The organism is Dactylosporangium sp. NPDC050588, from assembly GCF_040654975.1.
Classification (GTDB): domain Bacteria; phylum Actinomycetota; class Actinomycetes; order Mycobacteriales; family Micromonosporaceae; genus Dactylosporangium; species Dactylosporangium maewongense.
On sequence record NZ_JBFAJA010000126.1, the window covers coordinates 1 to 17774 of the forward strand.

Annotated in this window: 18 protein-coding genes; 8 read left to right on the forward strand and 10 right to left on the reverse strand. The window is 73.8% G+C overall.

The features are described 5' to 3' along the window. Positions 1 to 83 precede the first annotated feature (83 nt). Positions 84 to 2693, reverse strand: coding sequence for an FtsK/SpoIIIE domain-containing protein (locus AB0I21_RS52345; RefSeq protein ID WP_360572721.1), 2610 nt, complete (start codon positions 2691 to 2693; stop codon positions 84 to 86). Positions 2694 to 2968: 275 nt separating this feature from the next. Between AB0I21_RS52345 and AB0I21_RS52350 the strand changes: the two genes are divergently transcribed. Next, positions 2969 to 3640, forward strand: coding sequence for a tetratricopeptide repeat protein (locus AB0I21_RS52350; RefSeq protein WP_360572722.1), 672 nt, complete (start codon positions 2969 to 2971; stop codon positions 3638 to 3640). Positions 3641 to 3747: 107 nt separating this feature from the next. On the opposite strand, the gene AB0I21_RS52355 is transcribed toward AB0I21_RS52350, so the two are convergent. Then, on the reverse strand, positions 3748 to 4539 hold the full coding sequence (locus AB0I21_RS52355) for a peptidoglycan DD-metalloendopeptidase family protein (RefSeq protein ID WP_360572724.1): 792 nt from the start codon (positions 4537 to 4539) through the stop codon (positions 3748 to 3750). A gap of 96 nt (positions 4540 to 4635) precedes the next feature. On the opposite strand from AB0I21_RS52355, the gene AB0I21_RS52360 reads away from it, so the two are divergent. Further along, positions 4636 to 5604 (forward strand): LysR family transcriptional regulator, encoded by a 969-nt coding sequence (locus AB0I21_RS52360; protein WP_360572726.1) that lies wholly within the window; start codon positions 4636 to 4638, stop codon positions 5602 to 5604. Further along, entirely contained in the window at positions 5594 to 6142 is a 549-nt protein-coding gene (locus tag AB0I21_RS52365) for a DapH/DapD/GlmU-related protein (protein WP_360572728.1), read from the forward strand. The genes AB0I21_RS52360 and AB0I21_RS52365 overlap by 11 nt, the downstream gene beginning before the upstream one ends. 16 nt (positions 6143 to 6158) lie before the next feature. Here the strand turns inward: AB0I21_RS52365 and AB0I21_RS52370 are convergent, their stop codons facing one another. Next, on the reverse strand, positions 6159 to 6593 hold the full coding sequence (locus AB0I21_RS52370; protein ID WP_360572730.1) for a hypothetical protein: 435 nt from the start codon (positions 6591 to 6593) through the stop codon (positions 6159 to 6161). Between the two features lie 135 nt (positions 6594 to 6728). Between AB0I21_RS52370 and AB0I21_RS52375 the strand changes: the two genes are divergently transcribed. Together AB0I21_RS52375 and AB0I21_RS52380 are read left to right on the forward strand one after the other, a co-directional pair. After that, positions 6729 to 7886 carry a histidine kinase gene (locus AB0I21_RS52375; protein ID WP_360572732.1) on the forward strand — a complete coding sequence of 386 codons (1158 nt, stop codon included), beginning with the start codon at positions 6729 to 6731 and terminating at the stop codon, positions 7884 to 7886. Next, on the forward strand, positions 7883 to 8524 hold the full coding sequence (locus AB0I21_RS52380) for a response regulator transcription factor (RefSeq protein ID WP_360572734.1): 642 nt from the start codon (positions 7883 to 7885) through the stop codon (positions 8522 to 8524). The genes AB0I21_RS52375 and AB0I21_RS52380 overlap by 4 nt, the downstream gene beginning before the upstream one ends. Before the next feature lie 28 nt (positions 8525 to 8552). Here AB0I21_RS52380 and AB0I21_RS52385 read toward each other — a convergent pair whose 3' ends face one another. Then, complete coding sequence (locus AB0I21_RS52385) at positions 8553 to 9608, reverse strand: hypothetical protein (RefSeq protein WP_360572736.1); 1056 nt, start codon at positions 9606 to 9608, stop codon at positions 8553 to 8555. Between the two features lie 157 nt (positions 9609 to 9765). Then, the gene (locus AB0I21_RS52390; RefSeq protein WP_360572738.1) at positions 9766 to 10056 is read right to left on the reverse strand and encodes a hypothetical protein; all 291 of its coding nucleotides are present in this window, start codon (positions 10054 to 10056) and stop codon (positions 9766 to 9768) included. An 88-nt stretch (positions 10057 to 10144) separates the two neighbouring features. Here AB0I21_RS52390 and AB0I21_RS52395 point away from each other — a divergent pair, with 88 nt between their 5' ends. From AB0I21_RS52395 to AB0I21_RS52405, 3 genes are all read left to right on the forward strand, one after another. Continuing rightward, positions 10145 to 10594, forward strand: coding sequence for an SRPBCC domain-containing protein (locus tag AB0I21_RS52395; RefSeq protein WP_360572740.1), 450 nt, complete (start codon positions 10145 to 10147; stop codon positions 10592 to 10594). Positions 10595 to 10631: 37 nt separating this feature from the next. Further along, entirely contained in the window at positions 10632 to 10937 is a 306-nt protein-coding gene (locus tag AB0I21_RS52400) for a hypothetical protein (RefSeq protein WP_360572742.1), read from the forward strand. Between the two features lie 297 nt (positions 10938 to 11234). After that, complete coding sequence (locus AB0I21_RS52405) at positions 11235 to 11672, forward strand: hypothetical protein (protein WP_360572744.1); 438 nt, start codon at positions 11235 to 11237, stop codon at positions 11670 to 11672. Here the strand turns inward: AB0I21_RS52405 and AB0I21_RS52410 are convergent. Genes AB0I21_RS52410 through AB0I21_RS52430 form a run of 5 tightly spaced genes read right to left on the reverse strand, consistent with a single transcriptional unit; the run spans position 11669 to position 17753 of the window. Then, positions 11669 to 13606 carry an acyltransferase family protein gene (locus AB0I21_RS52410; protein ID WP_360572746.1) on the reverse strand — a complete coding sequence of 646 codons (1938 nt, stop codon included), beginning with the start codon at positions 13604 to 13606 and terminating at the stop codon, positions 11669 to 11671. The two genes, AB0I21_RS52405 and AB0I21_RS52410, sit on opposite strands and share 4 nt — an antisense overlap. Continuing rightward, on the reverse strand, positions 13603 to 14235 hold the full coding sequence (locus AB0I21_RS52415) for a low molecular weight phosphatase family protein (protein WP_360572748.1): 633 nt from the start codon (positions 14233 to 14235) through the stop codon (positions 13603 to 13605). The genes AB0I21_RS52410 and AB0I21_RS52415 overlap by 4 nt, the downstream gene beginning before the upstream one ends. Beyond that, on the reverse strand, positions 14232 to 15659 hold the full coding sequence (locus tag AB0I21_RS52420) for a polysaccharide biosynthesis tyrosine autokinase (RefSeq protein ID WP_360572750.1): 1428 nt from the start codon (positions 15657 to 15659) through the stop codon (positions 14232 to 14234). Before AB0I21_RS52420 ends, AB0I21_RS52415 begins: the two co-directional genes overlap by 4 nt. 49 nt (positions 15660 to 15708) lie before the next feature. Next, positions 15709 to 16731, reverse strand: coding sequence for an MraY family glycosyltransferase (locus AB0I21_RS52425; protein ID WP_360572752.1), 1023 nt, complete (start codon positions 16729 to 16731; stop codon positions 15709 to 15711). Next, positions 16728 to 17753 (reverse strand): NAD-dependent epimerase/dehydratase family protein, encoded by a 1026-nt coding sequence (locus tag AB0I21_RS52430; protein WP_360572754.1) that lies wholly within the window; start codon positions 17751 to 17753, stop codon positions 16728 to 16730. The genes AB0I21_RS52425 and AB0I21_RS52430 overlap by 4 nt, the downstream gene beginning before the upstream one ends. Positions 17754 to 17774: the final 21 nt, after the last annotated feature.

The following is a 17774-nucleotide window of genomic DNA, read 5'->3' on the forward strand; positions in this document are numbered from 1 at the left end:
CCTGCTGCAGAACGTCAGCCACCCTGTCGGCCTCGGGGCCGACGCCGCGGAACACGAAGAGCGTCTCGCGCGCCGACGTTGACTCACGGCGAGCGGATCAGCCGGACCCGTTCGCCGGGCGCGCGGCGGGTGCCGCCGCCGAGGAACGCGGACTGGAACAGCACCAGGTCGGGGTCCTCGCCGCGGCGCAGGTACGCCTGGCCCTTCCCGGTCAGGGTGCTGGCGTCGGGGCGGCCGATGACGTCGAGGGAGTGCTCGGCCGGCAGGTGCAGCGCGACCTGCAGGTTGATGTTGGGCCGGATCTCCGCCGGCACCACCCCGCGCGGCGTCTGCGTGCCGATGACGAGGTGCAGGCCGAGGGACCGGCCGACGGTCGCGACGTGCACCAGACGGGTCAGGATCTCCGCCGGCAGCTGCTCCTTGAGCATCGCGAACTCGTCGATGACGACCAGCAGTCGCGGCAGCCGCGGCGGGCAGCCGGGCGGCAGGGTGCCGGCGTCGGCGCGCTGCTGGTACAGCTCCAGCTTCTCCACCCCGGCCGCCGCGAGGTACCGCTGCCGCCGGTCGAGCTCACCGGCGAGCGAGTCCAGCGCCCGCATCACCTGCCGGCCGTCGAGGTTGCTGATGCTGCCGACGGTGTGCGGCAGGTCGGCGAACGCCGCGAACGCCGCGCCGCCCTTGAAGTCGACGAGGATGAACCCGAGCTCGTCGGGGCGGTTGGCGAGGGCGAGCGCGCCGATGAGGCTCTGCAGGAACGCGGACTTGCCCCAGCCGGTCGCGCCGGCGACGAGCAGGTGCGGCCCGTGCGCGGCGATGTCGACGTTGAGCGGCCCGTCGCCGGTGCGGCCGATCGCGACCCGGGTCTGCCGTGGCCGGCGCCGCCACCGGGCGTCGAGGTCGGCCGTGCCGGCGAGGTCGAGCAGCGCCACCTCGGCCGGCATGCCACCGCCGGCGTGCTGGGTCTCCGGGTCGCGCAGCGGCGCGAGCGCCCGCCCGGCCCGCTCCGCGGCGACGGCGCTGACCTGGTCGGCGACGACCCCGTCGAGGTCCGGCTGGTGCATGCGGCGCAGCCGGACGCGTGCGGCGTCGGTGAAGTCGACGGTGATCGGGCAGCGGTACGGCAGCTGCCCCACCGCGACGACGAACACGCCGGCGTCCGGGCCGTGGGCGAGGACGTCGGCGAGCCCCGGCACGTCGAACTCGGGCAGATTGTCGACGACGACGAGCCAGTTGTGCCCGAACCGGCGCGGCTGCCCGTCGGGGCGGCGCCGGGCGGCGACGACCGCGGCCAGGGTCTCCACCTGGTGGGTGAGGGTCGCGGTGTCCACGCCGACGCGGGCGAGCGGGCCGGTGTCGGGGCGGGCGTGCGGCAGCCACCGCACCCAGTCCCAGGCGGCGGCGGCCCCCGTGTCGTCGGCCGCGTCGCCGGATCGGGTCAGCACGGCGACGCTGAGGTCGGCGGGGCCGCTCTGCACGACCGCCTGCAGCAGCAGCCACCGGGCCAGGGCGCGGGCCTGCGCGCGCGGGCCGGCGATCCCGACGGTGCCGGCCGTGCCGAGGTCGGCGAGGACCGGCACCTGTGGCTGCACCGGCTGCTGCACCGGCGGCGAGTCCGTTGAGGCGGACGGGTCGCGGACCGTGATCCGGCTCGGCTGGTCGGCCACGCCGATGCGCAGCCGCAGGAAGTCGTCGTGGGTCGGGCGGCGCTGCCACAGCCGCGCGTCGTGGTGCTGGGCGAGCAGGACGGTGCCGGCGACGTCCGGCGACTGCTCCAGCAGCCGTTGCCGTTCCTCGGCGAGCAGCGCGGTCAGCTCGGCCTGCCGGTCGTCGCTGGCGGTGCGGAACCGCTGCTGCTCCCGCCGGCTGTCGCTGCGCCCGCGCCACCACGTCCAGGCGCCGGTGGCCAGCAGCGTCACGGTGCTCACGCCGGAGAACAGCAGGAACATCGCGTTGTGCCACACGAGGAACGCGACCACGCCGAGGACGAGGCCGCCCGCGGCGCCGATGCCGACGGCGGCGGTCCCGCCGCGGCGCTCGTCGGGGCGGCGCGGCAGGTCGACGGTGACCACCGGCGCGGCCGGCACGAACCGGTGCGGCCGGGTCACCCGCAGCGTGCCGTCCGGCAGGGGCTGCGCCGTGCCCAGGACATCCGCCGCCGGGGCATCATCCAGGACCAGCTCGTTGCGGCCGATCCGCACGACCGCGCCGGGGGAGAGCATGACCGGGCCGGTGAGCCTGGCACCGTCGAGGGTGGTGCCGTTGGACGAGCCGGTGTCGGACACCTCGACCCCGCCGGGCCCGACCCGCAGCGCGGCGTGCCGGCGGCTGATCCCGGTGCCGGTCAGCTGCACGTCGTTGTCGGCGGTCCGCCCGATCGTGACGGTGCCCGTGCCGGGCAGCGCGAACACGACCCCGGCGTCGGGCCCGGCGACCACCCGCAACCGCCGGGCGCCGGCCTGCCCGGTCGCCGGCGTGGGCGTGCCCGGACCGGTGCCGAGGGTGACGTGCAGGACGGCGCCGGCTCGTACATCCGCATCCACCAGCGACGCGTCGGCGTCGAGGGGGCCGGCGGCCGTCGCCACCCCGACCCCGCCGGGCGTCGCGAAGTGCGCCGCCAGGGCCCGGGCCAGGTCCTCGACCCGCGCGTCCGGCTGCACCTCCGCGTGCAGCTCGTGGGCCGAACCGGACAACATCACCGTGACCGGGAACCGCACGCGTTTGCCCCCTCCAGAACCGTTGCGCTGAGGAAACTCGACGATCTCCACCGCGCGCAACGGTCCTCCGGTCAGTCCGGTCCGCCGTTCGTTGCGCCGCGGCCGTGTTCAACCGAGGTGCGGCCGCCGGTCGAACATGCCGGCGGGCGGTAGCTCGGCGGCCTTGCCGCCTACCTGAACCGTTGACTTGCGTTGCCGAACAGGCCGAGACTGCCGGAGCCGGCAGGACAGGGGCGACGGCGACGGGGGCGGCGATGAGCGGCGACGAACGGATCGAACGGATCGAACGGGCCAGGGACAGCTACGCGCGGGCGGTGTACGGCGGCGACCCGGGCGGGCTGGACGGTGCCGAACGAGGACTGGACGCGGTCGAGGCCGACACGGCGCTGGCGCGCGGCCTGATCCTGCACGCGCGGTATCAGAGCGCCGCCGCCGACACCGGTGCGCCGCCCGCCGAGGACCCCGCCGAGCTGCGGCTGTTCGAGCGGGCGCTCGAGCTGTACCGGACGCTGGGGGACACCCGCGGCGAGGCCGAGGCGCTGTTCTGGGTCGGCTGCGTGCACCAGTTCATCCGGCACGACGACGAGGTCGCGGTGCCGTTCCTGGAGCGGTCCCGCCTGCTGGCGGAGCGGACCGGCGACAAGCCGACCTGGTCGGAGGCGCTGCGGCACCTGGGCATCGCGGCGCACCGGGCCGGCCGGCTGGACGAGGCACGCGAGCGGCTGGAGGAGTCCTCCCGCCTGCGCCGCGAGATCGGGGCCCTGCCGGGCGTGGCCTCCAACATGATCGGGCTGGCCTACATCGCCGCCGCCCAGGACCGCCGCGAGGACGCGCTCGCCACCCTCGACGAGGCACACGCCCTCGCTGACGCGCACGGCGCCCACGCCATCGTCCGTCACATCGAGCAGGCCCGGGCGCGGTTCTGACGTGCTGACCGGGCGGGCCGGCCGGGCTGGCCGGCCCGCCCGAAGCGTTCACGCAGGTGGTCGACCTGCGTCAGGGCGGGACCCGCGCCGTGACCACCGCGTGGCGGTCAGCAGCGTGGCACGCCGGGGATGAAGCCGTCGTAGCCGGTGAGGACGTAGGCGTCGGCGATGAACCGGCCGGAGCCGATCCGGTCCCAGATGTTGCTGGTGCCGTACGTGCCGTCGACCGTCGTGCCCGTCGTCTGGCAGCCGATCGTCACGGCGGCCCCGTCGGCGACCGTGTCGACGGGGGCGTAGTTCGTGCCGGGTCCGGACCGCACGGTCAGCGGTGTGCCGGAGGTGTTCACCGTGCCGTTCGCGGAGCCGGACGGGCACCCGTTGTCGCTGGTGTAGTTCTTCGTGCCCCAGTACAGCGCCTGCGTGCCGTTGAATTTGATCTTCACGGCGGTGCCTCCGGAGCGCTGCTCGTAGTGCAGGTGGGGTCCGGTCGAGCCGCCGGTCGTGCCGACGTAACCGATGACCTGGCCGTAGCGGACGGTCTGGCCGACGGACACGTTGAAGCGGCTCAGGTGGGCGTAGTAGGTGGTGTACCCGCCGCCGTGGTCGATCCGCACGTACTTGCCGTAACTGGTGTTGCCGAGGTCGGTCACCCGGTCGACGGTGCCGGACGCGCTGGCCACGACGGGGTCGCCGTCGTCGTTGGCGCGGTTGAAGTCGATGGCGTTGGCGGGGCTGTGGTCGGAGCGGGTCTGACCCGACCACACCTGGCCGCACGGGAACGGGACCTTGAACGTGGGCGCCGCGAGCGCGGCGGTCACCGGGACGATCGCGGCGGCGGCACCCACCATGACGGTGAAGGCGCGGATCATTGCGCGCCGGGACGGACGCAGATTCACCATGCGCCACACAATATCGTCAGATATCTATGAATACACCTAAAGGTTTTGGCAAGACATGAGCCACAACCATCGGTTGTACGTGTTTACGGTGTACCGGTGGACACGGAGGGGCTGCGGTCGTTCGTCCGGGCGGCCGAGCTCGGGCAGCTGCGGCACGCGGCACTCGAGCTGGGGGTGACGCAGCAGGCGGTCTCGAAGCGGATCGCCGTGCTGGAGCGGGAGCTGGGCGTACGGCTGTTCGACCGCACCGCCCGCGGCGTGGAGCTGACGCCCGACGGGCAGGCGTTCCTGCCGCACGCCCGGGGGATCGTCACGGCGGTCGAGCGGGCCGTCACCGCCGTCAGGCCCGGCTTCCGGGCGCTGCGGATCGACGTCCTCGGGCTGCGCAGCGCGCAGGCGGTGGTGCTGCACGAGTACTGGCGGTCGCACCCCGGCTACTGGCGGTCGCACCCCGGCACGAACCTCGACGTGGTGACGCTGCGCGTCAACGACCCGCGGACGGCGGCCGCCGCCGTCGCGGCCGGTGACGTGGACGCCTCGTTCCGGACCGTCACCGAGCCCGGCACGCTGCCGCGCGAGCTACGGATGATCCACGCGTTCGACTCGCCGCTGGAGCTGCTCACCGGGCCGCGGCACCCGCTCGCCGCGGCGCGGGAGCTGACGCCGGAGCAGCTGCGCGGGCACCGGATCTGGGTGCCGGGCATCGCGCCGCGCAGCGAGTGGGCCGACTTCTACGACCAGCTGACCACCGCCTTCGACCTGCGCCTGGACGCGGCGGGACCACACTTCGGCGACGAGGTCCTCCTGGACGTCCTCGCCGGGTCCGCGGACGTCGCCACACTCGTCGGCTCGCGCGACCGGTACATCTGGCCGACCGGCCACGACCTGCGCCGCATCCCCATCGTGGACCCCGCGATCGTCTACCCGATCTCGCTCATCCTGCCGCGGACCAACCCGCACCCGGGGCTCCGCGGGATCGTCTCGCACCTCGACACCCTGCCGAAGCCCGCCGCGCCGCTCTGGCGACCGTCATGGACCGTGGAAGGACCATCACATGCCCGATGACCTGCTCATGCGCATCCGCAGCGCGGAGTTCCAGGCGATGTCCGAGCGGGTGCTGCGGGTCACCGAGCTCACCTCCCGCCTGAACGTCCTGCCGTTCGACGACGAGCGGGGCAAGGCGGCGCTCCTCGGACAGATCCTCGGCCGGCCGCTGCCCGCGAAGGTGACGATCTACCCGCCGTTCTACACCGACCACGGCCTGCGCCTGGAGCTCGCCGAGCGGGTGTTCATCAACCAGAACTGCACGTTCCTCGACTACGCCGGCATCCGGCTCGGCGAGCGCGTGATGATCGGCCCGAAGGCCACGTTCATCACCGTCGGCCACCCCGTCGACCCCGCGCCGCGCCGGGAGTGGCTCACCGGCGCGCCGATCGACGTGGCCGAGAACGTCTGGATCGGCGCCGGCGCCACGATCCTGCCCGGCGTCACCATCGGCCGCGACGCCGTCATCGCCGCCGGCGCCGTCGTGGCCGACGACGTCCCGGCGGCGACGCTGGTGACCGGCCCGAAGGCCACCGTGCGCCGGCAGTGGCAGGGCTGAGACGTGTTCCGCCGCGCTACGCCCCCGGCTTTCGCGCGGCGACGGCGGTGGGCGCCGACGCGGCCGAGCCGGGCTCCATCGACGACCGGACCGTACGCAGGTTCGTGCGGACCGCGACGCTGAGCATGAACACGCCGCACACGGCCTGCTCGACACGCAGCCAGGCCGGGAACGCGTTCGGCCAGGCAACGACGCCGACAATGGCCGCCAGCACCACGATCGAGATGATGCGCAGCCGGCGGAACGAGCCCCGATCGCCGGCGGCCGCGCGGCGGGCCAGGAAGAGCAGCACCGCCGCGCTCGCCGCGACCAGCGGCGTGCGGATCCAGACGGCCGAGGTGACGAGCGCCGGGTCGTGACCCATCACCACCGCGGCGACGACGGTGGACAGGCTGATCGTCAGGAATGCCGCCAGCAGCTTGACGACGGTGTGCAGGTGGTCGTTTCTCATGCCGCCCAGCCTGCTTTCCCGGGGCGGGGCGAGGCATCGCCGCGCGGGTAGAAGTCGTCTCTCCACCCGCGGGTGGAGACGCGCCTCTACCGACGGGCCGATGCCGGCACGGCGGCACCCGTTTAGGGTCGAAGCGTGCAGACGGAGGATCCCGCGTTGACCCGTCTCCGGGTCGTACGGTGGATGCAGTTGCTGACGCCGCTGATGCTGGCGTGGTTCGTGTGGGCCGCGGCCACCGCCGATCCCGGATTCGGGCTGACCGGGAAGCGGCTGATCGTGGTGCTGGCCACCGCCGTGTTCGTGACCGGGGTGTTCGGCCGCAACGCGACCACCGAGCTGCCGGTCCGCCCGGCGCATGTGGTCTTCGTCGGGGCGATGCTCGTCAGCTCGGTGGCGCTGGTGGCGGTGCAGCCGAGCGGTCCGGGCTCGGTGGCGGTGCTGGTCGCGGTGCTGTGCGCGGCGACCGCGCTGATGCCCGTGCGGGTGGCCGTCCCGGCGTTGATCGTGGCGTTCGTGGTGCTGGAGATGGTGGCCTCGATCACCGGGCAGGACTTCGGCTTCCTGGCCGTGCTCGCCGGGTTCGCCGTGCTGTTCGGCCTGCTGTACCTGGCGTTCCGGCTGGCCGAGTCGCAGCGGGAGACCAAGCGGCTGCTCGCCCAGCTGGAAGCGGGCCAGGCGGCGCTGGCCGAGGCGGCCGGGTTGGCCGAGCGGCAGTGGCTGGCCCGGGAGATGCACGACGTGCTCGCCCACTCGCTGTCCGGGCTGCTGCTGCACCTGGAGGGGGCACGGATGCTGATCACCGAGGATCCGACCGACCCGCGCGTGCCTGTCGCCGTCGACCGCGCCCATCACCTCGCCCGCACCGGCCTGGAGGAAGCGCGCCGGGCCATCGGCACGCTGCGCGACGACGACCTGCCCGGACCCGACCGGCTCGCCGCACTGGCCGAGCAGTTCACCCGCGACCAGGCCGTGCCGTGCGACTTCGCGGTGTCCGGCGAGCCGCACCCGCTGAAACCGGAGGCCCGGCTGGCCCTCTACCGGGTGGCGCAGGAGGCGCTGACCAACGTGACCAGGCACGCGTCGCCGACGCGGGTCTCACTGCGGCTCGCCTACGAGTCGACGGACACCCGCCTGACCGTGGAGGACTTCGCCGCCCGCCCGCCGGTGATCCCGGCCGAGACCGACGGCTACGGGCTCACCGGGATGCGCGAACGGGCCGAACTGCTCGGCGGCACCCTCAGCGCGGGCGCCACCGGCCACGGGTTCCGGGTCGAGCTGGTGGTGCCGGCATGATCCGGGTGCTCATCGCCGACGACCAGCGGGTGGTCCGCGAAGGGCTGAGCATGGTGCTCGGGTTGATGAAGGGCTTCGAGGTGGTCGGCACGGCCGCCGACGGCGACGAGGCGGTCACGCTCGCCCGGACCCTGCGACCCGATGTCGTGCTCATGGACCTGCGGATGCCCCGCTGCGACGGGATCGAGGCCACCCGCCGCCTGCGCACCGAGGCGCCCGAGGTCAAGGTGGTCGTGCTGACCACGTACTCGGACGACCGGTCGGTGCTGGACGCGTTCCGGGCCGGCGCCCGCGGCTACCTGACCAAGGACGCCGGCGGTGCACAGATCCACGAGGCGCTGCAACAGGTCCTGGACAACCATGCCGCCATCGACCCGGCCGTGCAACGGCACCTCATCGACGCGATCGCCACCGCGCCGCCGCCACGGCCGGCGTTCCCGGACGGTCTCACGCCCCGCGAGGCCGAGGTGCTGTCGCTGATGGCCGGCGGCCTGTCCAACGCCGAGATCGCCGCCCACCTGGTCGTCAGCGAAGGCACCGTGAAGACCCACGTCAACCACCTGTTCACGAAGATCGGCGCCCGCGACCGCGCCCAGGCCGTCACGTACGCCTTCCGCCACGGCCTGAACGCGTCATGAACCATCCCTGAACGGGCCGTCGGCCGGGTCAGAAGACGTAGAAGCAGTAGTCGAAGCGGCGGCCTCGGTCGTAGATGGCACGCAGCCAGGGCTGCCTGACCTCGGGCAGGCGGGCCAGCACGTCGAGGAAGATCCGCCCGTCCGGCTCGAGCCGGACACCGGGGAACAGCGGCGGCAGCGCCTCCGGCGGGATCGGAACCGACAGCCCGACCGGCTTGACGTCGCGGTGGAACGCGAGGTGCCGCCATGCGTCCCAGGCCAGCGGGACCGGCTTCACCGGCCGGGCCACCGGCCAGTGTTCGCCGGTCTGCGGATGCTCCGGGACGAGGGCGAGATGGCCGTCGGCGGCCGAAAGGCCGGGTCCGGCCAGGACCAGGGTGCGCTCGGGCCGCGCGCTGACCGGGCCGACGAGACGGTCGAGGGTGGGCCGGAAGATTTCGGCGACCCGGTGATCCGGGATCAGGATCGGGTCGCCGCCCGAGGCGGCCAGCAGGTGCGCCAGCGCCGAGGCGATGGCGGCCGCCCACATCGGGTGCCAGCCGCCGTCCGGTTCGGACGGCGGGATGCCGGGCCGCTGGTCGATCAGGTCATTCCAGTCGAGCACCGGGTGCGGACCGGGACCCTCCTCGATCACGTGGGTCGTCAGCGGCTCCAGCCACACCGCCTGCCACAGGCCGCAGTCGTCGATCCGGGTGGCCACCGGCGTGCCACAGGTGACGCAGACCATGTTGGGTTCGCTGCCGTCGAGGCCGCAGCATGCGGAGTCGCCCACCAGCGCCGGATCGATGAAGACGCCGCGGACGTCCCCCGGGGCGAGCAGCACCTGGCCGGCCGGTCCGTCGGAGATGGCGAACCTCGGCGCGTACCAGCCGAGGGCCTCGGCCTCACCAGCTTCGAGCTCGGCCCACCGGCGTCCCGGCGAGCCGGAGGGCAGCGGATCCATCGCGAATGTGCCGGGTTCCAGCACCGGGTCGAGTGAACCCGGCCCGTTGCCGTACTTCTGATACGTGTGGACGGGAAGCGCCACTCTTGACACCGGAACCGTCAGCGCGGCTCCGCAGGTCCGGCAGCCGTGAATCGTCATGTGACCGGCTCCCTCGCTGCGTCGGAGGACCGGTCTTCTCGGTCAGCGGGCGTCACGGCGTGAGGTTACCGATCCGATCTCGAGGATGCCCGGCCACGGAGTTGATGCGCCTCTGTGTTCCGAGGTCGCCGGCGGGAACTTCAAGCGGCTCGGTGCCTCAGTCGTCCTCGATGTATCCGGTGGCGGGGTCGACCTGGGCCAGGAAGCCGCGGATGTGCGCCCTGTGCTCGTCGAGTGACAGGTTCGGGGTGGGGCTCACGCCGAAGCCGTAGCCGGGGTTCGGGCCGCTCAGCCACGCGTAGTCGGTGCCGCCGGAGTCGTTCGGGGTGAGGGCGAAAAGCTCTCCGTCAACTTCGAGCGTGAGTGAAGTCGCACCTTCGGTCACGGGGCACACGCCGGGCACGGCATCCGGATCGCCGTCGCCGCTGTCTGGGTAGATCGCCTGCACGCGACCATCTTCCCGCGCCCGGCGTTCCTGCTTTAAACCGGCCGGAAGCGGGAAGACAGCGGATCTCCGGCGTCGAAGGGAGACGGCAGTGGCCAAGCGACGCAAGCTCGTCCGCACCTCACCCGATCGCGTCTTCGCGGTCCTGGCCGACGGCTGGATGTATGCCAGCTGGGTGGTCGGTGCGTCCCACATCAGGGACGTCGACGAGGGCTGGCCCGCGGTCGGGACCCGCCTGCACCACCAGGTCGGGCCGTGGCCGCTGCACATCACCGACGTGACCTCGGTGCGGGCGGTGGTCCCGGGCCAGATGCTCGAGCTGCACGCCCGGGCGTGGCCGATCGGCGCGGCGACGGTGCGGCTGGACCTCGAACCGGTCGAGGGAGGCACCCGGGTGACCCTGGTGTACGAGCTGACTGAGGGCATCGGCCGGCACCTCCCGCGCCGGGTCCAGACGGCGCTGCTCGGCCCGCGCAGCGCCGAGATGCTCTCCCGGCTGGCCGACATCGCCCTCCGGCGGCGGATCCCGGCCGTCTACTGACCTGGCTGCAGCGTCAGCTCTAGGGATCAGGCGCACGATGTGTCAAGATCATGCCCGTGGCCTGGCCACCGGCGCCGGCGGCAGCCTCACCGCCTACGCGTCAGCGGCCGGCGCGGACCCGGGCCCGTCGACGCCGGTCCTGCAGTGCCGCTGCTGCGGTGCGGTGCCGGCCGCGGACACCAAGTTCCGCGCCGTCCGGTCCGTGCTGATCTGGATCGGCTACACCCGGGCCCCGGGCCCGTTCTGCCGCGACTGCGGCACCGCCGTCTTCCGAGACCTCCAGCAGAAGATGTTCACGTTCGGCTGGTACGGCATCCTGCTGGGACGTGCCCGGCGCGAGTGACGTCGTCGCGTCCGGGGACCGGGTCGTCTGTCTCGGGGACAAGGACAGCGATCCGGCGACCGCGGTCAACGTCGCGAAGGCCGGTGACTGCGTCATCACGCCGAACCCCCGCGACGCGTTCCGGCACGACTGCGGCGACCCGAAGGCCGAGTACGTCGTCCTGCGGCGCAAGACCGAGGCCCCCGTCGAGGACGGCTGCTCCGACGTGCCCGGCACCGCGAAGTCGTTCTCCATCAACTGGGAGTCGTCCCTGGAGCGGACCGGGCGGAACCTCGGCAGCAGCGCAAGGCCGACGACGTGCTGCTGTGCCTCGGGATCAACCCGGCCGTCGTCGCCGCCCAGTCGTCGGCCGCGGCGGCCCGGTCGGACTGCCGGTTCCTCGACGACGCCGCGATGGGTGCGGCCGTCACCCGCGCCGCCGGGAAGACGCACACGGTGACGCAGCACCTGGAGGGCAAGGACGCATCGTACGGCTGCGAATACCGGTTCGGCAGCGTCAAGGACCGCGTGATGGTGCGGTACACGAAGATCCGGTGGGACCCCGCGCAGGCGCAGGTGTTCACCCTCGACGGGCTGCGGGCCTACTACAGTCCGGGCGAGGGCGACCGTGCGGTCGGCGTGGAGATCGGCGGCGGCGTGTTCAGCGTCGTCGTGTGGATGTCGGACCCGAGCGACGCGTTCAGCAAGAAGGTCGCCATCGAGGTGTTCCGCGCCGCCCGCCCGAAGGTCGCCTAACCGCCGGGCGCCAGCAACGGAGCCATCCGGGCGACGAGCCACCGGGCGCCGTCGGCGGAGAAGTGCAGGCCGTCGACGCGCAGCAGGACGCCGTCGACGATGGGGCGGCAGGTGCCGCCCGGGCACACCGACTCCTGCAGCGCCGCCAGGGTCACGCCCGGCACCTCGTCCCGGACCGCGGCGTAGATCCGGTTCGTGGCCTCGGTCAGCGGGTCCGGCGCCGCGGTGCACGCCGGCGGGGCCGGGTCACGCAGGCAGTCCGGGCCCGCCGGGACGAGCGGCAGGACGGCGACGAGCACCAGCTTCGCCCCCGCGCGCGTCACGGTCTGCGCGAACGCCCGCAGGTGCTCGTGGACGTCGGCCCTCCAGCGGCTCGACAGGGGCTCGACCCGCTCGCCGGACGGGGTGAGATGCGTGACGAGCTCCCACCGGGAGTACGCGATGACCAGATCGGGACGGTGCTCGTCGAGGAGCCGCCGGATGCGGGCCGGCGTCTGCGCCGCGCACTGCCGCATGAACGGCTTCGGCTGGGCGCCGTCGGTGTTGAGCAGGCCGGTGAGCCCGCAGCCGTTGTGGGCGGCGAGCACGTAACCCCAGCCGTTGCGGGCGGCGAGGTCGGCGATGCCGGGGTCGAGCGACCGGGCGATCGAGTCGCCGACGACGGCGACGGTACGGCCGGTCCCTTCGGGCCGGGTCCGGACGCAGATCGACGTCGTGTCGGGGCAGATCGCCCCGGTCGCGGAGCCGGCGGCGACCGCGTGCCCGCCGGCGGTCCGCGCGGCGTCGACCTGCTGGGCCTGGTAGCCGGTCGCGTAGGTGGTGGCGGTGACCGCCAGCGTCGCGCAGGCGGCGAGGGCCGCCACGGCCGCCGTGACGAACCTCGTCCCGGTCCGGCAGACGGCTCGGGGCCGCCCGCGCAGGACCGGGCGCTCGACGAGCAGGTATGAGCCGGTCGCGAGCAGCAGGGTGACGGCCACGGCGACGGCGGCGGTCCCGGCACCGGACAGGTGCCAGGGCAGCGCGTGCGGCGTGAAGGCGATGACCGGCACGTGCCACAGGTAGATGCCGTAGGAGATGCGGCCGGTGCCGCGCAGCGGCGCGGTGGCGAGCAGGCGGGCGACGGGCGTGTCGGGGGCGCTCTCGACACCCCAGATGAGGGCGGCGAAGACGACCGATGCCAGCGCCGCGCCGCCGCGGTAGTAGAACGGTGCCGCGTCGTGGACGAGCAGCATCAGCCCGGCGCAGGCGGCGAGCGCGAACGGCGTGACCAGCCGCGCGGTGCCGGCGCGCCGCGCGACGAGCGCCAGGGCCGCGCCGATGAGGAGCTCCTGGGCGCGGGCGTCGGTGCCCGCGTAGGCGCGGATCGGGTTGCCCGGGTCGTAGGTGACGGCCATGATCAGTGCGCTGGCGGCGGCCGGCACGGCCAGCAGCGCAGCGACCGTGGCGGGGCGGGGGCGGCGCCGGTAGACCGGCAGCAGCACCAGCGGCCACAGCAGGTACCACTGCTCCTCGACCGCCAGCGACCACATGTGCCGCAGCGGTGACGGCGCGGCGGTCTGCGTGAAGTACGACAGCGGCGCGGTGATGTCCTGCCAGTTGGCGTAGTAGCAGAGGGCGGCGATGAGGTCGCCCCTGCGGTCGGCCCACAGCCCGGCGGGCTCCCAGTGGCGGACGGCGACGGCGACCGCGGCGAGCATCAGCAGCAGCGCCGGCAGCAGGCGCCGGCCGCGCCGGATCCAGAACGCGACGACGTCGACGGGACCGTTGCGGGCCTCTCGCAGGAGCAGGCCGGTGATGAGATAGCCGGAGAGGACGAAGAACAGGTCCACGCCGAGGAACCCGCCCGGCAGCAGGCGCGGGTCGAGGTGGTAGGCGACGACGGCGGCGACCGCGACGGCGCGGAGGCCGTCGAGGGCGGGCCGCCGGTCCGTCACCGCGGTCCGCTCAGCGCGTGCAGGATCACCTGTACCGCGCGGTCGATCGCGGTCGCGCAGTCGTCGAAGGCGTCCAGGGTCCGGTCCGGGTCGGGGATGTCGTCGGGCGCCACGCCGGAGCCGGTCGCGCACCGGGTGCGCCCGCGGCGGCGCACCGCGGCGGCGACCCGCTGCTGTGCCAGCGCGACCGGATCCTCGGCAAGGTCCGGGTCGGCCTCGTGTTCACCGCCGCCGCCGTCCGGCGGGGCGAGGCGGGCGAACTCGTTGATGGTGAACGTGCGGCGGACGGCGGCGGGGTGCAGCGCGAGGACGTCGTCGCGTTCGCGGACGGTGGCGGTGAGCACGAGGTCGGCCCCGCGGATCGCGGCGGCGGTCAGCCGGCTGGTCGTGAACGCCGCGGGCGAGGCGCCCCGGGCCGTGAGGACCTGCGCGGTGTACGGGTGCATCGGCTGGCGGTCACGCCCGCGGGTGCCGGCACTGTGGACGTGGAAGCGGTGGGACAGCGCCGGCGGCCACTCGGTGATGGCGCGCAGCGTCAGGTGCTCGGCGAGGACCGAGCGGCAGAGGTTGCCGACGCAGACGTACAGGATGCGGAACTGGCGGTCGGTGGCGGTGATGCTGGTGTTCACAGCCGGATGGCGATCTTCTCGCGCAGGCCGGTGAGGCGTCCGGCGAGCGTGCCGACGGAGGTGGCGGCGTGCCCGGCGGAGTAGGCGTCGTAGTAGTTGTAGGCGTCCTCGGTGTGCCGCGGCGTCATGTTCAGGATGAAGCCGAGCACGTCGACCTCGGCGCGGCGCAGCGCCGCGGTCGCCTTGCCGACCTGGTCCCGGCGGGTGTGGCCGTGGCGGACGACGAAGATCGCGCCGTCGCTGAGGGCGGACAGGACGATGGCGTCGGCGACGGGCAGGACCGGCGGGGTGTCGATGATGACCATGTCGTACCGGGAGCGCAGTTCGTCCAGCAGCCGCCGCATGTGGTTGGAGCCGATGAGCTTGCTCGGGTTGGGCGGGACCGGGCCGCTGGCCAGCACGGAGAGGGACGTGTCGCCCCACGGCTGGATGACGTCGTCGAGCTCCGCCTGGCCGATCAGGACGCTGGTGAGGCCGGCGCCGGACGGCACGCCGAGGTAGCCGGCGGCCTGCGGGCGGCGGAGGTCCGCGTCGATGAGCAGGACGGAGCGGCCGGACTCGGCGATCGACAGGGCCAGGTTGCACGACGTGACGGACTTGCCCTCGGCGGGCACGGAGCTGGTGACCACGACGACCTTGGTGCGCTGGTCGGCGTCCATGAACTGCATGCTGGTCTGCACCTGGCGGTACGCCTCGACCTGACGGCCGCTGGAGTCCTCCAAGGTGACGGCGGCGATGCCGGCCTGGTCCGGGTTGCGCGGGATCACGCCGAGCAGCGACGTGCCGGTGATCTCCTCTGCCTGCTCGGTGGTCTTGATCGAGGTGTCCATGGCGTGCCGGACGGTGGCGAGGGCCGCGCCGGCCAGCAGCCCGGCGAGCGTCGCCAGCGCCAGGTTGCGCAGCGGCCGCGGTGAGACCGGCACGCCGGGCAGGTCCGCGGGGCTGACCACGCTGACGTGCACGGGTGAGGGGCTGCCGTCGGGGGTCGCCTCGAGGGTCGGGACGAGCCGGATGAACTCGTCGGCGACGGCGTCGGTGATGCGCTGCGCCTGCTGCGGCGAGGTGTCGGTGACGCGGATGGTCAGCAGCACGGTGTCCTCGAGCGTGTCGGTGCTGACCCGCGCGGCGAGGGCGTCCGGCGTGACGGCCAGGTCGAGCTTGTCGATGACGCTGCGCATGACCCGCTTGTCGCGCACGATCACCGAGTACGACTTCACCTTCTGCTGGGACAGCAGGTCGGCCTGGTACGCCTTCGCCGCGTCGCCGCCGTCGGCCCACGCGGACACGAACAGCGTGGTCCGGGCCTCGTACCAGGGTGTCTGGCGGGCCGTGAGCACCATGCCGACGGCGATCGCGGCCAGGACGGTGGCGACCACGGACTTCCAGCGCTCGCGCAGCAGCGGCAGGATCGAGCGGAGCTCCAAGGCCGGGCCTCTTTCGGGTTGCATCGTGTGCGGGACGGTGTGCGGGCGGTCAGCGCACGCGCTGGGCCGCCGGTGCGGTCGGTGTGGGTACGCTCAGCAGCAGGCACACTGCGGTGGTGCCGGTGAGTCCCGCGATGCCGAGCCCGGCGGTGGCCGGCAGCTGACCGGCGCGCACCAGCAGGGCGAGGCCGCCGCAGAGGGCCGCGCCGGTGGCGAGCGCCGCGGCGACCTGCGCCGCCGACAGGCCGAGCAGCCGCAGCCGGTGGGAGGTGTGGTCGGCGCCGCCCTGCCGCCAGGACCGGCCGGCGCGGCGGCGCGCCACCACGACCAGCGCGGTGTCGACGACGGCGATGAGGGCGAGCAGCAGCGGCACCGCCAGCGTGCCGGGGGAGCGGTCGGGTGCGGCGACGACGGTGCCGGTCGCGATGAGGAAGCCGACGAACAGCGAACCGGCGTCGCCGAGGAAGATGCGGGCCGGCGGCCGGTTGTGCCACAGGAACCCGACGCAGGCGCCGCCGAGGCACCACCACAGCGCCTCGCGGCCGGAGCCGGTGGCGGCGACGCCGAGCAGCACGGCGGTGACGGCGGCGGTCGCGGCGGCGGCGCCGTCCATGTTGTCCAGCAGGTTGAAGGAGTTGGTCAGCAGCACGATCCACGCCACGGTGAGCGCGACGTCGAGCCAGTGCTGTCCGGTGACCGGCACGGTGTGCCCGGCGAGTGCGACGAGACCGGCCGCGCCCGCCTCGACGACCAGTCGGGTGTTGACGCTCAGCGGTGCCAGGTCGTCGATGAGGCCCAGGGTGCCCACGGCGGCGGCCGCGACGGCCAGCAGCAGGGCCGCGGCGGGCGCGGGCCCGCGCGCGACCAGGAACAGCGCCGGTGCGAGGGTCGCCGCGGCCACGGCGAGGCCGCCGAGGTAGGGCGTCGGTGCGGCGTGGGCCTTGTGGCCGCCGGGACGGTCGACGATGCCGGTGCGCACGGCCGTGCGCCGGCACACCGCGGTGAGGACGGCGGCCAGCGGGACCGCGGCGAGTCCCGCGAGGACCGGTGCGGCCAACCAGGGCGGGTTCACGACGCGACCAGCTGCCCTTGCGGGACCGGTGCGGCGGCCTCGGCCCGCGCCTCGGCGATCGCCGCGGCCAGCACGTCGTGCAGCGTGTGACGCGGGGCCCAGCCGGTCAGCTCCCGCAGCCGCCGGGTGTCGGGCACCCGGCGGTGCATGTCCTCGAACCCCGAGCCGTAGGCCTCGTGGTACGGGACCAGTTCGATCGGTGACGGGCTCCCGGCGGCGGCGACGACGAGGTCGGCGAGCCGGCGGATGCTGATCTCGTCGGAGGCGCCGATGTTGACGGTCTGCCCGATCGCGGCCGGCGTGGCGAGCAGCCGCAGCAGCGCGTCGACGACGTCCGCGACGTGGACGAAGCAGCGGGTCTGCTCGCCGGTGCCGTAGACGGTGAGGGGGTGGCCGGCGACCGCCTGCCTGGCGAGGCGCGGGATGACCATGCCGTAGGCGGCGCTCTGCCGCGGCCCGACGGTGTTGAACAGCCGGGCGATGATCGTGGGCAGGCCGCGCTCGCGGTGGTAGGCGTTGAGCAGGATCTCGTCGACGGCCTTGGCGGTGCTGTACGCCCAGCGGACGACCGACGGTGAGCCGAGGATGCGGTCGGCGTCCTCGGGCAGCGGCCCGGTGCTGTTCTTGCCGTAGATCTCCGAGGAACTGGTCAGCAGGACGGCGCGGCGGTGGCGCCAGGCGGCCTCGACGACGTTCTCGCAGCCGCGGAGGTTCGTGGTCAGCGAGGCCAGGGGCTGCTCGACGATCAGCCGGACGCCGACCGCGGCGGCGAGGTGCACGACGACGTCGCACTGGCGCACGAGGTCCTCGACGACGAGCTCGTCGAGGACGGAACCCTGCACGACGCGCAGGCCCGGGTGGCCTTCGACGCCGGCCAGGTTGGCGCGGCGGCCGCTGGAGAAGTTGTCCAGGACGACGACCCGGTCGCCGCGGTGCAGCAGCGCCTCGACGAGGTGCGAACCGATGAAGCCGGCGCCGCCGGTGACGAGGTAGGTCTGCGGCTGCGGCGTCGTCCCAGGCACGATCGGTGGCCTCCAATGGCG

Coding starts and splice junctions, on each gene's coding strand:
- AB0I21_RS52345 (WP_360572721.1), bottom strand. CDS start 2,693: ATGTTGTCCGGTTCGGCCCACGAGCTGCACGCGGAGGTGCAGCCGGAC.
- AB0I21_RS52350 (WP_360572722.1), top strand. CDS start 2,969: ATGAGCGGCGACGAACGGATCGAACGGATCGAACGGGCCAGGGACAGC.
- AB0I21_RS52355 (WP_360572724.1), bottom strand. CDS start 4,539: ATGGTGAATCTGCGTCCGTCCCGGCGCGCAATGATCCGCGCCTTCACC.
- AB0I21_RS52365 (WP_360572728.1), top strand. CDS start 5,594: ATGCCCGATGACCTGCTCATGCGCATCCGCAGCGCGGAGTTCCAGGCG.
- AB0I21_RS52370 (WP_360572730.1), bottom strand. CDS start 6,593: ATGAGAAACGACCACCTGCACACCGTCGTCAAGCTGCTGGCGGCATTC.
- AB0I21_RS52380 (WP_360572734.1), top strand. CDS start 7,883: ATGATCCGGGTGCTCATCGCCGACGACCAGCGGGTGGTCCGCGAAGGG.
- AB0I21_RS52385 (WP_360572736.1), bottom strand. CDS start 9,608: ATGACGATTCACGGCTGCCGGACCTGCGGAGCCGCGCTGACGGTTCCG.
- AB0I21_RS52400 (WP_360572742.1), top strand. CDS start 10,632: ATGTGTCAAGATCATGCCCGTGGCCTGGCCACCGGCGCCGGCGGCAGC.